Origin of the sequence: Chryseobacterium pyrolae, from assembly GCF_025153485.1 — a bacterium.
GTDB classification, from domain to species: domain Bacteria; phylum Bacteroidota; class Bacteroidia; order Flavobacteriales; family Weeksellaceae; genus Chryseobacterium; species Chryseobacterium antibioticum.
This window is the reverse complement of sequence record NZ_JANZQH010000011.1, coordinates 94,752-108,944: the sequence shown is the minus strand read 5'-3', so window position 1 is coordinate 108,944 and position 14,193 is coordinate 94,752. Positions and strand designations below refer to the sequence as shown.

Below are 14,193 nucleotides of genomic sequence, written 5' to 3'. Positions count from 1 at the left end.
AACAGGATTGCTTAATTTTGGGGAATCTAAAATTTAAGCATGAGAAAATTAGTTATATGTTTAGCCATTGCAACTGTAGCTGTAAGCTGTAAAAAAATCCAGGCAGGTGGAAACAAGAATACTCTAAAACTGGAAGAAGGAATAGAAAGATATTCTGATGATCACCAGGGAGGTGAAAGTCATGGTCATGAAGCAGCAGCTGGTCACGGTTCTGAACATGCTGAAAAAAAAGCTCAGGTTTCTATTGATTTGAACGGTGCAGCTTTAAAAGGCTTTGCTAATGGAATGGAAGACAGTATGATCAAATACCTGAAATCCGGACAGTATGCATCTGCTACTGAAGACGGGTTGAAGAATACTTGGTATAATTTTGATAATGTAAATTTTAAAACAGGATCTGCTAACCAATTGGAAGCTGGTTCTCATGAACAATTGGATAATTTAGCTAAAATTCTAAAGGCTTATCCGGATGCAAAAATCAAAATTGGAGGGTATACAGATAAAACCGGTGATGAAGCTAAAAATTTAAAATTATCTCAGGAGAGAGCTAATTTTATCAAAGCTGAACTTTCTAAACTGGGAGCAACGGCACAGATTGTTTCTGCTGAAGGATACGGAAGCCAGTTTGCTCACGTAGATGCAAAAGCTTCTGACTCAGAAAGAGCATCTGACAGAAAAATGTCTGTTCGATTTACTAAATAGTAATTTACAATAAAGAAATATGAATGTCTTGCCCATGCAAGGCATTTTTTTTATTTTTAACAAAACAAATTTTTAAAATGCAAGAGACATTAAATTACATTAACGAAAACAAACAGCGTTTCGTGGATGAATTATTTGAGTTACTCAGAATTCCTTCTATTTCTGCAGATCCGGCTTATAAAAATGATGTATTGAAATGTGCGGACGTATGTGCAGAACATCTTAAAAATGCAGGTGCAGATCATGTTGAAGTATGTGAAACAAGAGGTTATCCTATTGTTTTTGGAGAGAAAATTTTAGATAAAAACCTTCCTACGGTATTGGTATATGGGCATTATGATGTTCAGCCTGCAGATCCGTTGGAATTATGGAAAAAGCCACCTTTCGAGCCGTATATTGAAAAAACTGAGCTTCATCCTGAAGGAGCCATTTTTGCAAGAGGTTCAGCAGATGATAAAGGACAGTTTTTCATGCACGTGAAAGCTTTCGAGGCGATGATGAAGACCAATACTCTTCCTTGTAACGTTAAATTTATCCTGGAAGGAGAAGAAGAAGTGGGTTCGGTAAGCCTGGGAGATTTTGTTAATGAAAATAAAGAAAAACTTTCTTGTGACTGTATCCTTATTTCTGATACTCATATCTACAGCAACGAACAGCCTACTGTGACGACAGGATTAAGAGGTTTGAGCTACGTAGAAGTTGAAATTGAAGGTCCAAACAGAGACCTACATTCAGGACTTTACGGTGGGGCAGTTCCAAACCCGATCCACGTACTTTCCAGAATGATTGCTAAACTGATCGATGAAGACGGGCATATTACCATCGACGGATTCTACGACAATGTAGAAGTGGTATCAGATGCTGAAAGATTAGATATGAACAAGTTGAAGGATAATCCTGAAGAATTCAAAAAATCAATCGGGCTGAGCGGAGTAGAAGGTGAAAAAAGCTATACGACGCTTGAAAGAACATCTATCCGCCCTACTTTAGATTGTAATGGTATTTGGGGAGGATATACAGGAGAGGGTGCTAAAACAGTAATCCCTTCGAAGGCTTCTGCTAAAATTTCAATGCGTCTGGTTCCTTATCAGACTCCGGAAGAGATTACAGAAAAATTCACAAAATATTTCGAAAAAATCGCTCCTGAAAACGTAAAAGTAAAAGTAACCCCTCACCACGGTGGTATGCCCTATGTGTTGCCAAGTGATACTAAAGAATTCTTAGCAGCCAAGCAGGCAATGGAAACAGCATTTGATAAAGAGGTTCTTCCATACAGAAGTGGGGGAAGTATTCCTATCACGGCTATGTTTGAAAAAGTGTTAGGCGCTAAGTCTGTATTAATGGGCTTTGGGCTGGATTCAGATGCAATTCACTCACCTAATGAACATTATGGGCTTTTTAATTTCTATAAAGGGATTGAAAGTATTCCATTATTCTTTGAAAATTATTCTAAATAATTAATTTTTTAAAAAATATTTGATAAAGCGATTCGATATTCGGATCGCTTTATGCTTTTTAATGATAATATCGCTATCATATGGTATTTTTTTAATTAATCTATGTGTTTATTTTTAGTTCAACCTAAAAATAAGACTATGAAAAAAAATTACCTTATTGTACTTTGCTTGTTCCCAGCAGCTTCGTTTGCTCAGCAGATGATTTCCTTTGAAAGTTTAGATGGATTTTATACAGGAGATATCCATGCACAGGGAACCTGGATCAGTACGCCAACGGGGGATGTACCTCCTAATATACTTAATCAGACCATTTGTACAGACAATGCAACGGATGGGATGAATTCTCTGAAGATTGTAAAAGAAAATGCCTACGGAACTCAATCTATTCCTATTATCGGATCGTTTGATAATCTTCCCATACTGCTTCCTTATAATGGTTTTACCGTTTCTTTTGATATCAATATGTCGCAGCTTAATGGATCAATTTTCAGTTTTCAGGGATTAAGCAGTGCTGAAGAGAAATTTGTGATCAGGCTGGATTTTGATAATACAGGAACGGTTAAAGTACTAAAAATGATTTCAGGAATCCTTGTGATGGAGTCTACTTCCGGAACCTGGTTGCCCAATCTTTGGTACAGGCTTACGGTTATAGGAACTTCAACAGATATTAAATATTATCTGAATGGAATTTTAATCTATTCCGGAACAGCGGTAGAATCTATCGGGATGAACCAACTGCGTTTTGTGCATGATAATGCAGATGGATTCGCTTATATTGATAATCTTAAGGTTTACAGTGAAGCATTGCTATCTGCATCAAATATAGGTCTGGATAAAAAGACTGTTAAGATATATCCTAATCCTGCGTCAGAGTATATTAAGATCAGTTCTTCCGGTAGAATAAAGAGTATTGAAATGTATGATTCGGCTGGAAAGAAAGTTCAATCCAGATTGGAAAACGATAGAGTAAATGTCAATAATCTTCCTGGTGGTATCTATCAGATTAACATAATAACAGAGAACGGTAATTTTTCTGAGAAGTTTATCAAGAAATAAGCCGAGATGTTTCGTATGAATTTGGTTTTCATTGCTTTATATTTGTATTGCTCTTTCGTGGTGAATTTTGTTGATTTTTATTAATTTTTCAGTTAAAATATTGTTTATACTCTATTTTTTTAGAGAAATGATTTATATATTGTATTTTAATCAAAATGGGTTAAAATAGGGGATTGTTATGTTTATGTTAAAATGTTTATTTGTTTGGATATTTTTGGTTGATATTTTTTAGAATTAGAATATAAGTTCTATATTTACTAGACTAATTAATAAAAAAAATATCATGAAGAAACTTTTACTATCTGCTGCATTATTCAGCTTTTTAATAGGTAATGCACAAATGAACTATAGTTTTGAGACAGCCCAAGGGTTTAATGCGGGTAATATATCTGGCCAGGGAGGCTGGGGTGGTACCACAGCAGCACATATTGCAGTGGTTTCAACAGAGCAGGCTAAGCCTGGAACACAGTCATTAAAGATTACAGGTAATAATGGAACAAATCATGCCTCAGCAGGTGCCATTAGCCCTACTGTAACTGTAAATGGACCCATTGTAACCATATATTTTAATGCCTATTTTACACCATCCACTCCGGCAGGGGATGAATGTGATTTCTTTTTTTCCCCGCAGTCACCTGCTCAAAGTACAATCAATGCAAGGATGAGATTTGATTTCCAGAATAATATTCAAGTAATTGATATGGATCCATTAACTCTTCAGCTTGCTTACATTGACACAGGGGCAAATTTTACCAGAAGTGCATGGAATACATATAAAATACAATTAGATTTTACGAATAATCAGGCAAAATATTATCAAAACGGAACATTGATCTATACTGGAGTAGTTGCAGGAGGTACTATGGTTGGAAATATAGCGATTACCAATGACAATTATAACAGTTCAGCTTATTTTGATGGAATTCAGGTAGTGAGCGGTGTATTGGGGACATCTGAAGTGACTCAGAAATTAAATTATAAAGTATATCCAAATCCAACTTCTGACTATGTTGTAGTTGAATCTAAGGATAAAATAAACTCAATAGAAGTATATGATTTTGGAGGCAAAAAATTAGCTGCGCCTGTTGTGGGGAATAAAGTTGATTTAAGTAACTTGTCATCCGGAGTTTATATCCTGAATATTGAGACTCCAAACGGGAAAGTAACGGAAAGAATTGTAAAAAAATAAGATAGAATAACTCTTAATTACTATAACGCTCCAATTTGGAGCGTTTTTCATTTTTAAAGTGGGATAAATTATAAATGGTTTTATTTGTTTTGCTAAATAAACTAACCAAATTGGGTGGTTGATTTCACTAAATTCATTAAAATAAACTACTGATAAATCTTAGTACATATAAAACGCTCCAATTGGAGCGTTTTTGTTATTTTAGAGCATTAAAATGAAACAATATGTCAGATCAAAAAGTAGCCTATATAACTGGAGGAACCAAAGGAATAGGTTTCGGAATAGCGAAAATATTATTACAGAATGGTATTTCAGTAGCATTTTCAGGCCGTAAAAGAGACGATGTGGAGAAAGCTGAAGAAGAGCTTAAACAATATTCAGAGAATGTTCTTGGGGTTGTTTCGGATGTAAGAAGTCTTGAAAGTGAAGAAGAAGCGGTGAAATGTACCGTTTCAAAATTCGGAAGACTGGATTTTATCATTGCCAATGCCGGGCTCGGAATATTTAAACCTGTAGACGAGCTGACGGCCGAAGAATGGAATGATATGATAGAGACTAATCTGACAGGCGCTTTTTATACATTAAAAGCCTCTGTAGAAGAACTGAAAAAGACAGAAGGCTATTATATAACAGTTTCAAGTCTGGCAGGTGCCAATTTCTTTGAAAACGGAACAGGCTACAATGCCTCAAAATTTGGAGTAGTTGGATTCACTCAGGCAGCGATGATTGACCTCCGAAAATACAATATCAAATCTACGGTCATTATGCCGGGATCTGTAGCTACAAATTTTAACGGAAACGTTCCTTCAGAAAAAGATAACTGGAAGATTCAGCCTGAAGATATGGGGAATCTGGTACTTGATATTTTAAAAATGAATCCACGCGTATTGCCCAGCAAGATAGAGTTTAGGGCAACAAAACCAGCCTAGTAAAAGCATTTAATGTATCGAATAGCAAAAAAATAAGTATTATGCATGCATAATATATTTTTTAATTATATTAGCAAAAGTAAAATATAACAAAATCTCAGCATAAAACAGTAAGGTTTTTTATGCATCAATGGGAAAAAATAAAATAGTACACATGAAAATATTAGTTTGTATCAGTAGTGTTCCAGATACTACTTCCAAGATTAACTTTACGGCAGATAAATCTGCTTTCGACAAAAATGGAATTCAGTGGGTAATCAATCCCTTAGATGAATTTGCATTGACAAAAGCGGTTAAACTTCAGGAATCTCAGGGTGCAACTGTAACAGTAATCAACGTAGGAGATGCTGCTACAGAACCGGTAATCAGAAAAGCATTAGCTATTGGTGCCAATGATGCGGTAAGAGTAAACCTGGATCCTAAAGACAGTTATTCTACAGCAAAAGAAATTGCTGCCGTAGCTCAAAACGGAGGATATGACCTTATTCTTTGCGGAAAAGAATCTATCGATTACAACGGCGGATCTGTTCCGGGAATGGTAGCTCAGTTATTGAACCAGCCTTTCGTGAATGCATCTGTAGGATTAGACGTAAACGGAAGCGAAGCTACTGCTGTAAGAGAAATTGAAGGCGGAAAAGAAACGATATCAGTAAAATTACCTGCCGTGATTGCAGGACAAAAAGGATTGGTAGACGAGAAAGATCTTATCATCCCGAATATGAGAGGAATTATGTCTGCAAGAACAAAGCCTTTACAAGTGGTAGAGCCAGTTTCTTCTGAAGTAAAAGTTCAGGGAGTATCTTATGACAGCGTTCCGCCAAGAGCTGCTGTGAAAATGGTTTCTCCTGATAACTTGGATGAGTTGGTAAGATTACTTCACGAAGAAGCTAAAGTTATCTAATCTTTTATTCCTTAAATTTTTTAATCTTTAAATTTTAAAAAAATGGCAGTATTCGTATACGCAGAAAATATAAACGGAGTTTACAAAAAAGCAGCTTTCGAAGCGGTTTCTTATGCTAAGGTAGTTGCAGACCAGGCAGGAGATACTGTTACGGCAATCTCTGTAAACCCTACAGATTCTTCAGATTTATTGTACAAATATGGAGCATCAAACGTTATTAATATTAAAGACGAAGGTCTTAAGAACTTTTCAGCAAAAGCATTTGCGCAGGCTGTGAGTGAAGTGGCAGAAGGAAACACGATCGTTTTCCCTCACACTACAGATGCTTCTTCTGTAGCTCCAATGCTTGCGGTAATGAAGAATTATTCTTTAATTACCAATGTTTTGGAAGCCCCTGAAAGCCTTTCTCCATTCCAGGTGAAAAGAAGAGCATTCTCAGGAAAAGGATTTATGCATGCAAAAGCTGAAGGAAGCGGTGTAATCATCACGGTTTCACAGAATGCTTTTGGCGTAAAAGAAAATGCAGTATCAGGTTCTGAGGAAGTTAAAAATCTTTCCGTAGCTAATGAAGATACTAAAGTGATCTCCCACGAACAGAGTTCAGGTAAATTAGACCTTAAAGAAGCAGAAGTAGTAGTTTCTGCAGGAAGAGGAATGAAAGGTCCTGAAAACTGGGGAATGGTTGAAGATCTGGCTAATGTTCTTGGGGCTGCTACAGCTTGTTCTAAGCCTGTTTCTGATATCGGTTGGAGACCTCACACAGAGCACGTAGGGCAAACAGGTAAAGCGATTTCACCTAACCTTTATATCGCAATAGGTATTTCCGGAGCTATTCAGCATTTGGCTGGAGTAAACTCTTCTAAAACTATTGTAGTAATCAACAACGACGCTGAAGCACCATTCTTCAAGTCTGCTGATTATGGAGTAGTGGGAGATGCATTCCAGATTATTCCTGCATTAACAGAGAAAATTAAAGCAATTAAAGGATAGAAAAGTCAATAGTGAATTTTGCTTTGCAAGTCAATAATAAATTTTAAAATTGGCACGAAGTAATTCACGATTTACAATTCACATAAAAAATAAAAGTTCGGGCTTTTCCGGGCTTTTATTTTTGCGTAAAACTTAAATCACAATAAAAAATTAATCTATATTTGTAGCTATGGATTATAAGCAGCTAATTATTCGCGGAATATCGTACAGTCAGACCCAATCTGGGGCGTACGCTTTGTTACTGGAACATGAAGAAACACATATAAAATTACCTGTTGTCATAGGAAATTTCGAGGCTCAGTCCATTTCATTAGGGCTGGAAAAAGACATCCATCCACCTCGTCCGCTTACCCATGATTTATTCACAAAATTTATAGTTTCAGCCAATTATGAATTGGTTTCAGTGATCATTTATCAGATCGTAGACGGCGTATTTTTTTCCAATATTAATTTCAAAAATAAGGCTAACGATGAAGAACTGATCCTGGATGCAAGAACTTCTGATGCCGTTGCTATGGCCGTAAGGTTTGATGCACCCATTTTCACTACACAGCAGGTCCTGAATGAAGCCGGAATTCTTCTGGAACTCGAAGATGTTTCAAAAGAAGAGCAGCCATTCTCTGAAACCGCACAGTCTGAAGATAATCTGAAAGCGGTATCGATGGAAGAACTTCAGAAATTACTTGATGAAGCCGTAAAGGAAGAAGATTTTGATACTGCTCTGGAAATTCAGGAAGAAATTAAAAGGAGGAAAAAGAAAATTGATTAAAAGAGATACTTTATACTAAACTATGAATTTAAAATTACGACTGACCATTCTCAGTTTTCTCCAGTTTTTCGTTTGGGGAGCATGGCTGATTACGATGGCTAATTTTTGGTTCGGTACAAAACACTGGGACGGAACCCAGTTTGGAGCCGTTTTCGGAACAATGGGAATAGCTTCTATTTTTATGCCGACCATTACTGGAATTATTGCCGATCGCTGGATCAATGCTGAGCGCATCTTTTCGGTACTGCACATCCTCTACGGTGTTGTGCTTTTTATATTGCCTCATTCCGCTGATCCTAACTCTTTCTTCTCGTTAATGCTTTTGGCTATGTGTTTTTACATGCCAACCATTGCTCTTGCGAATTCAATCTCTTATACAATCCTGAAAAACAGTAATCTGGATGTGGTGAAAGATTTTCCACCGATCCGTGTATGGGGAACCATTGGATTTATTGTGGCTATGTGGATTACCAATCTTACAGGAAATAAAGCGACAGAAGGGCAGTTCTACATCGGTGGAGCTATTGCTATCTTATTAGGAATCTATGCGCTGACTTTACCAAAATGTCCGCCACAGAAATTGATTGATAAAAGTGCACCATTATCTGAACAATTAGGTCTGAATGCATTTAAGCTTTTCGGGAGCTATAAAATGGCCCTGTTCTTCTTATTTTCAATGCTTTTAGGGGCAGCACTTCAGCTTACCAATGCTTATGGAGATGTATTCTTAAGTGAATTCTCACATTTCCCTAAATATGCAGATTCATTTGTTGTACAGAGATCTACCATTATTATGTCTATTTCTCAGGTTTCAGAAACCTTGTTTATTTTGGCGATTCCTTTCTTTCTGAGAAAATTTGGAATTAAAAAAGTAATGCTAATGTCAATGCTCGCTTGGGTGCTGAGATTTGGGTTCTTTGCGTATGGTGTTCCGGATGGATTTGGACTTTCGCTGATTATCTTTTCTTGCATCGTATATGGAATGGCATTTGACTTCTTCAATATTTCAGGTTCTCTTTTCGTAGAAACGACGACCGATAAAAAAATACGTTCATCTGCTCAGGGATTATTTATGATGATGACCAACGGTTTTGGAGCTCTTTTTGGAAGCTATATTGCAGGCTGGGCCATCGATAAATTTTTTACTCACAAATTTACGAATGTCTCAGATCTGTCCACTTACCTGGATACAACTCCGGACAATCCTACTTTCCTACAGATCCTTAAAGACAGTTTCAATTCAGCGGTGAATGCTGATGGAACACTTTCATCTGTAGTGATGGTAAAAGACTGGCAGAATATATGGCTTTCATTTGCCATTTATGCATTGATTCTTGCGGTGTTCTTTGCCATTCTATTCAGGCATAAGCATAATCCGGAAGATGTTTCTTCAGTAAAACACTAACTCTACTGAGTTGATTTTTAAAATATTACATTGCACTTTTGAAAAAAGGTGCAATTTTTTTTATTTTCGGGCAACCTTTTACAATAAATTCCGTCTTATAGATAGAAACTGATACATGGAGAACCTCGAAAAGAATTTTTTACTGGCTAAGAAGCAGGACCGGAAGGCTCAGAAAGCTCTTTACGAGATGTTTTCAGCTAAAATGCTGGCCATATCAAATTCTTATACGAATAACCTTCATGATGCAGAAGATATTCTGATGGGTGCATTTATGAAATGCTTTACCAAACTAGATGAATGCAGAGACTGGAAAAGCTTTCCTTTCTGGCTGAGGAAAATTGTTGTCAATGATTCCATAAGCTTCGTCAGGAAGAACAGGAATATTCTTTATGCTGATATAGAAATTGCAGATGATTATTCTGATGAAGATATAGATGAACGGCTGGAGGCACTTAATATTGAGGAGATATTTTCACAAATGCCAACAGGATATAGGCTGATTTTCAACTTATATGTCTTTGAAGAGAAAAAGCATCAGGAAATCGCGGAAATGCTTAACATTTCAGAAGGAACAAGCAAAAGCCAGTTGAGTAAAGCCAAAAAATGGCTGACAGAATTTTTAAAAACAGAAGAAAATGAAAAAAGAGATACTGAAACAGTTAAAGTCTGACTACGAAAGGCTCGAAATCAAGCCTTCTGATGATCTTTGGAGCAGGCTGGATCGGAAGCTGGGTGAGACGCCTGAAACGAGCTTAAAACCCTCTTTTCAGTGGTGGAAATATGCTGCTGTGGTATTGCTGTTCATTTCCGTTGGAACTGTCATTTATTTTTTCAATTATAAAACGAAATTTGACTATAAGCAAACAGATTATATTGTTAAAAAAACTCTTGAAAAAACAGTAAATCCAATCAATGCTGATCTTCAAAATCAATCCGTTATTTCCAATGATCAGCCCATTAAGGAAAATAAAGAGAAAATACTAAGTGAAAATCACGAAAAAATCAGCTCTGGTAAAGTTCTGATTCCCCAAAAAGAGAAAGAAATATCCGTTATTGAGGTTACAGAGCATAAAGAACAGCTAAATATCTTTAAACAACCTGAAAATACGACCACTAATCAAGTGAAAACAGAGACTGTAAGTATACCCACTTCTCCTGTCATAGCAGAAGTTAAAAAGTCAAAATTAAACTATATCAATCCTGATGAACTTCTTTTGGGCAGAGAGTTTGATAAAGCCAGGGAAAAATCTAATAAGGATGAACGGAAATTAGGAGCTTTCAAATTTGATAAAGTGGTTCCCAATGTAGGTAATGTAACCGTTTTGGGAGTAACGGTTTATCTGGAATCTAAATAAATCTGAACTTTTTTATAACATCAACATACTGTCCTGAGATGAGGACAGAGTAAAAGTATTGTCTAAAAATTAATAAAAAAAATATGAAAACGAAATTAATCCTTATGGCTGCTGTCATGGCTTTTACGTACAGCACTGCTCAGCAAACTCCGGATATGAATCCAAAGATTAAACTCTATTCAAAGAAAATTGACAGTATTGTCGTTTCCGAGAAATCCAAAATGAATGCAGAGCTGGATATCATTGACAAAGATTTTAAAGAAAAGAAAATCACAGCGGAAGAAAAACAGAAACAGCGCTCTGATATTGCTATGAAATACCAGCAGACTATTAATGAAAAAGTAGACGCTCAGGAAAGCGAACTGCAGTCTGCTACCAAAGAAATGGTTAAAAATGCTGTTTTTATGGATCGCGACAGTATGAATGGTAAAAGAAACGAAATGTGGTTGGGATTGAATGGTTTGAACATGAAATTGGGACAGAATAGGAAGAAAAGCCCAAAACATTCTTTACAGACCATAGAACTTTCTGCCAGTGTCATGGGAACGGGGCTGACCGCTAAAAATGAGCCTTTTAACTTTTATGATAAAAATTCCGATACCAGAAATACAATCATCAATTCTTCACAGATGGCATTAAGATATGAAGGTCAGATCGGTGGCTTTAAAAGTCCTGTATTTTACCGTGTTGGCTTGGGAGTTAGATTCGATCAGTATGTTCCCAAATACGGAAATGTCTTTAAGCAGGAAGATCATACTTTATTTGTAGATGATTTTGACAGAGGCAATTTAAAGAAAACCCAGTTCAACAATACCTACTTATATATTCCTGTAGATTTAAGATTTGTTTTGAATCCAAAATACATAGAATATGAAGGAGTCCAATATCTTGATAACAAAAAAAGACAGCTGAGTCTGGTGATGGGAGTTTACGGCGGTGTGAAAGTAGGAAGTGTAAACTATATAAAATACTCAAACGAAAATTCAAAAAGAATCGTAGAAAGAGAAAGGATAATGGATGGTGTGAACGATTTTATCGTCGGTGGAAAATTCGGAATCAGTTATGGAAGCTTTAAAGTATTTGTTCAGAAAGATTTTACACCAATATTCAATGATAGTGCTCTGCTGAAGAATAAATACGGAGTTCAAATTGGTGTTGAATTCGTGAATATTGTTTTTTAATTTTACAACATAATAGGCTTTTTATTGTAGAATATTTAAAATTATAAACTTTATTTTGAGGCTAACGAATGTTTGTATGTGAATCATCCGTTTTTAAAACACACTATTTAAAAGTGTGTTTTTTTTTGTATTTTGGCACTTTAATAAATATGAAAAATATTCAGTTATCAGGATTGGTATTAGTAGTAATAGGTAGTTTTCTACCTCTTGTTCATGTTCCTGTTATCGGAAACTGGAACTACTGGAAACTAGATCATTATCTGGCTATTGCATGCTGGATATTTGCCGCATGTGCTGTTTTTGGAATCGTGAATAACAGTGCTAGAGTGGTAAGATTTTTTGGAATACTTTTGATTCTTTTGTTTGCATTCACATTAGTGGCAGTCAAAATGCAATCATTGGAGTATTTCAGTTTTCTGCCGTTTAAATCATGGAGAGAAGCCTTTGCAGGAGTTGTAAAATTGAAATGGGGCTGGGTTCTAGAGTTTTTAGGTGCTTTCCTTATGGTTTTTGCTGTAGGCCGCAAAAAAATAAATCAACGGACACAGATATGAAGCATTTAAAAATAATATCAGCAACTTTATTGATGCTTGCATTTTCACAGGCTAAATCTCAAAATACAGAATTTGAAAAGCCTGATCAACCGGCAAAATGCAAAAACATAAGAACAGGGAAGTTTTTGCGTGCCAACTATCCGGAAGGAATATGGTATATGACCATTAAAGATAATATTCAGACCGAATATTTAAATAATGGTAAAGATTTTATAAAATCCACGTTGGTTTTTGTAGACGACTGTAATTATAAAGCGATCGTACTGGATATGACAACCAAAGATGGTCGTATCCGTATAGGAGACGTATTCAGCAATAAAATTGTAGAAACTCAGGATAATGCCCTGAAGGTACATACCAAAATTGAAAACAGCCAATTCGAGATCATTTACGTAAAAGAAAAAAAATAAAATAGGGTAATAAAGCCTTTAAGGCTGTATTTCGTTAAAATAAAGTAAAATATAATACACATGAAAGAAGTATTCATCGTTTCTGCAGTAAGAACACCTATCGGGAGTTTTATGGGAAGCCTTTCAACGGTTCCTGCTACAAAGTTAGGATCTGCTGCTGTAAAAGGAGCATTAGATAAAATTAATCTTGATCCTAAAAATGTTCAGGAGATCTATATGGGAAATGTGCTGCAGGCAGGAGAAGGTCAGGCACCGGCTCGTCAGGTAGCTTTGGGAGCAGGTTTGTCTATTGAGACTCCTTCTACTACCGTAAATAAAGTATGTGCTTCAGGTATGAAAGCCGTAACTATGGCTGCACAGGCTATTAAAGCGGGTGATGCTGAAGTAATCGTTGCCGGAGGTATGGAAAACATGTCATTGGTTCCACATTATTATAATGCAAGAGTTGCCACTAAATTGGGTGACATCAAAATGCAGGATGGAATGGTACTGGATGGCCTTACAGACGTTTACGGTAAAGTTCATATGGGAGTATGTGCTGAGAAATGTGCTGTAGATTATAGTATTTCAAGAGAAGATCAGGATAATTTTGCCATAGAATCTTACAAAAGATCGGCAAAAGCATGGAGCGAAGGTAAATTCGCAGAAGAAGTAGTTTCTGTTGAAATTCCTCAGAGAAAAGGGGATCCAATTGTTTTTTCAGAAGATGAAGAGTATAAGGCTGTGAATTTTGACAGACTTCCTACACTTCCTACTGTGTTCAAAAAAGAGAACGGAACGGTAACGGCAGCGAATGCATCTACATTAAATGATGGAGCTTCTGCTTTGATTCTTGTATCTAAAGAAAAAATGGAAGAATTAGGACTTAAGCCTTTAGCTAAAATCGTTTCTTATGCTGATGCAGCTCAGGAGCCTGAAAACTTCACAACTGCCCCTGCCAAAGCTTTACCGATCGCTCTTAAAAAAGCAGGTTTAGAGATTTCAGATATTGATTTCTTTGAATTTAATGAAGCATTCTCTGTAGTAGGTCTTGCCAATAACAAGATTTTAGGATTAGATGCATCCAAAGTAAACGTGAACGGAGGAGCAGTAGCTATTGGACATCCACTGGGAAGTTCAGGATCAAGAATCATCGTTACGCTGATCAATGTATTGAAGCAAAATAATGCAAAATACGGTGCTGCAGCTATTTGTAACGGCGGTGGAGGAGCTTCTGCTATCGTGATTGAAAATATGTAATAAAAAATTAGATTATTTTCTGATTTAGTCTATAAAAAAAGCGAGGTTTTTAAAAT

General features: G+C 36.3%; 15 protein-coding genes. All 15 read left to right on the top strand.

The genetic code is table 11. The features are described 5' to 3' along the window. Positions 1 to 39 precede the first annotated feature (39 nt). The 15 genes from NZD88_RS19180 (at position 40) to NZD88_RS19110 (ending at position 14,137) form a co-directional block, all read left to right on the top strand. Complete coding sequence (locus NZD88_RS19180; protein ID WP_259831249.1) at positions 40 to 702, top strand: OmpA family protein; 663 nt, start codon at positions 40 to 42, stop codon at positions 700 to 702. A gap of 77 nt (positions 703 to 779) precedes the next feature. Further along, the gene (locus NZD88_RS19175) at positions 780 to 2,159 is read left to right on the top strand and encodes a dipeptidase (RefSeq protein WP_259831248.1); all 1,380 of its coding nucleotides are present in this window, start codon (positions 780 to 782) and stop codon (positions 2,157 to 2,159) included. A 138-nt stretch (positions 2,160 to 2,297) separates the two neighbouring features. Next, positions 2,298 to 3,215: a T9SS type A sorting domain-containing protein gene (locus tag NZD88_RS19170; protein ID WP_259831247.1), complete on the top strand. Its 918-nt coding sequence runs from the start codon at positions 2,298 to 2,300 to the stop codon at positions 3,213 to 3,215. 283 nt (positions 3,216 to 3,498) lie between these two features. Beyond that, positions 3,499 to 4,404, top strand: a complete 906-nt coding sequence (locus NZD88_RS19165) for a T9SS type A sorting domain-containing protein (protein ID WP_259831246.1) — start codon at positions 3,499 to 3,501, stop codon at positions 4,402 to 4,404. Positions 4,405 to 4,628: 224 nt separating this feature from the next. After that, positions 4,629 to 5,333, top strand: coding sequence for an SDR family oxidoreductase (locus NZD88_RS19160; protein ID WP_259831243.1), 705 nt, complete (start codon positions 4,629 to 4,631; stop codon positions 5,331 to 5,333). A 154-nt stretch (positions 5,334 to 5,487) separates the two neighbouring features. Continuing rightward, positions 5,488 to 6,234, top strand: a complete 747-nt coding sequence (locus NZD88_RS19155) for an electron transfer flavoprotein subunit beta/FixA family protein (protein WP_169234736.1) — start codon at positions 5,488 to 5,490, stop codon at positions 6,232 to 6,234. Positions 6,235 to 6,276: 42 nt separating this feature from the next. Continuing rightward, on the top strand, positions 6,277 to 7,224 hold the full coding sequence (locus NZD88_RS19150) for an electron transfer flavoprotein subunit alpha/FixB family protein (protein ID WP_259831242.1): 948 nt from the start codon (positions 6,277 to 6,279) through the stop codon (positions 7,222 to 7,224). Positions 7,225 to 7,393: 169 nt separating this feature from the next. Continuing rightward, positions 7,394 to 7,993 (top strand): bifunctional nuclease family protein, encoded by a 600-nt coding sequence (locus NZD88_RS19145; protein ID WP_169234738.1) that lies wholly within the window; start codon positions 7,394 to 7,396, stop codon positions 7,991 to 7,993. A gap of 22 nt (positions 7,994 to 8,015) precedes the next feature. Then, positions 8,016 to 9,398, top strand: a complete 1,383-nt coding sequence (locus NZD88_RS19140; RefSeq protein WP_169234739.1) for a nucleoside permease — start codon at positions 8,016 to 8,018, stop codon at positions 9,396 to 9,398. 115 nt (positions 9,399 to 9,513) lie between these two features. Next, positions 9,514 to 10,068 carry an RNA polymerase sigma factor gene (locus tag NZD88_RS19135; protein WP_259831241.1) on the top strand — a complete coding sequence of 185 codons (555 nt, stop codon included), beginning with the start codon at positions 9,514 to 9,516 and terminating at the stop codon, positions 10,066 to 10,068. After that, positions 10,034 to 10,753, top strand: coding sequence for a hypothetical protein (locus NZD88_RS19130; protein WP_259831240.1), 720 nt, complete (start codon positions 10,034 to 10,036; stop codon positions 10,751 to 10,753). The genes NZD88_RS19135 and NZD88_RS19130 overlap by 35 nt, the downstream gene beginning before the upstream one ends. An 83-nt stretch (positions 10,754 to 10,836) precedes the next feature. Then, complete coding sequence (locus NZD88_RS19125) at positions 10,837 to 11,934, top strand: MICOS complex subunit MIC60 (protein WP_259831239.1); 1,098 nt, start codon at positions 10,837 to 10,839, stop codon at positions 11,932 to 11,934. A gap of 149 nt (positions 11,935 to 12,083) precedes the next feature. Continuing rightward, a complete protein-coding gene (locus NZD88_RS19120; protein WP_259831238.1) occupies positions 12,084 to 12,488 on the top strand; it encodes a hypothetical protein in 405 nt (134 codons plus the stop codon). Further along, positions 12,485 to 12,898: a carbohydrate kinase family protein gene (locus NZD88_RS19115; protein WP_259831237.1), complete on the top strand. Its 414-nt coding sequence runs from the start codon at positions 12,485 to 12,487 to the stop codon at positions 12,896 to 12,898. Before NZD88_RS19120 ends, NZD88_RS19115 begins: the two co-directional genes overlap by 4 nt. A 60-nt stretch (positions 12,899 to 12,958) precedes the next feature. Continuing rightward, positions 12,959 to 14,137: an acetyl-CoA C-acyltransferase gene (locus NZD88_RS19110; protein WP_259831236.1), complete on the top strand. Its 1,179-nt coding sequence runs from the start codon at positions 12,959 to 12,961 to the stop codon at positions 14,135 to 14,137. The last annotated feature ends 56 nt before the right edge of the window (positions 14,138 to 14,193 follow it).

Bases quoted from the DNA above. Each gene is read 5' to 3' on its own strand.
- NZD88_RS19180 (WP_259831249.1), top strand. From the start codon at position 40: ATGAGAAAATTAGTTATATGTTTAGCCATTGCAACTGTAGCTGTAAGC.
- NZD88_RS19175 (WP_259831248.1), top strand. From the start codon at position 780: ATGCAAGAGACATTAAATTACATTAACGAAAACAAACAGCGTTTCGTG.
- NZD88_RS19170 (WP_259831247.1), top strand. From the start codon at position 2,298: ATGAAAAAAAATTACCTTATTGTACTTTGCTTGTTCCCAGCAGCTTCG.
- NZD88_RS19165 (WP_259831246.1), top strand. From the start codon at position 3,499: ATGAAGAAACTTTTACTATCTGCTGCATTATTCAGCTTTTTAATAGGT.
- NZD88_RS19160 (WP_259831243.1), top strand. From the start codon at position 4,629: ATGTCAGATCAAAAAGTAGCCTATATAACTGGAGGAACCAAAGGAATA.
- NZD88_RS19155 (WP_169234736.1), top strand. From the start codon at position 5,488: ATGAAAATATTAGTTTGTATCAGTAGTGTTCCAGATACTACTTCCAAG.
- NZD88_RS19150 (WP_259831242.1), top strand. From the start codon at position 6,277: ATGGCAGTATTCGTATACGCAGAAAATATAAACGGAGTTTACAAAAAA.
- NZD88_RS19145 (WP_169234738.1), top strand. From the start codon at position 7,394: ATGGATTATAAGCAGCTAATTATTCGCGGAATATCGTACAGTCAGACC.
- NZD88_RS19140 (WP_169234739.1), top strand. From the start codon at position 8,016: ATGAATTTAAAATTACGACTGACCATTCTCAGTTTTCTCCAGTTTTTC.
- NZD88_RS19135 (WP_259831241.1), top strand. From the start codon at position 9,514: ATGGAGAACCTCGAAAAGAATTTTTTACTGGCTAAGAAGCAGGACCGG.
- NZD88_RS19130 (WP_259831240.1), top strand. From the start codon at position 10,034: ATGAAAAAAGAGATACTGAAACAGTTAAAGTCTGACTACGAAAGGCTC.
- NZD88_RS19125 (WP_259831239.1), top strand. From the start codon at position 10,837: ATGAAAACGAAATTAATCCTTATGGCTGCTGTCATGGCTTTTACGTAC.
- NZD88_RS19120 (WP_259831238.1), top strand. From the start codon at position 12,084: ATGAAAAATATTCAGTTATCAGGATTGGTATTAGTAGTAATAGGTAGT.
- NZD88_RS19115 (WP_259831237.1), top strand. From the start codon at position 12,485: ATGAAGCATTTAAAAATAATATCAGCAACTTTATTGATGCTTGCATTT.
- NZD88_RS19110 (WP_259831236.1), top strand. From the start codon at position 12,959: ATGAAAGAAGTATTCATCGTTTCTGCAGTAAGAACACCTATCGGGAGT.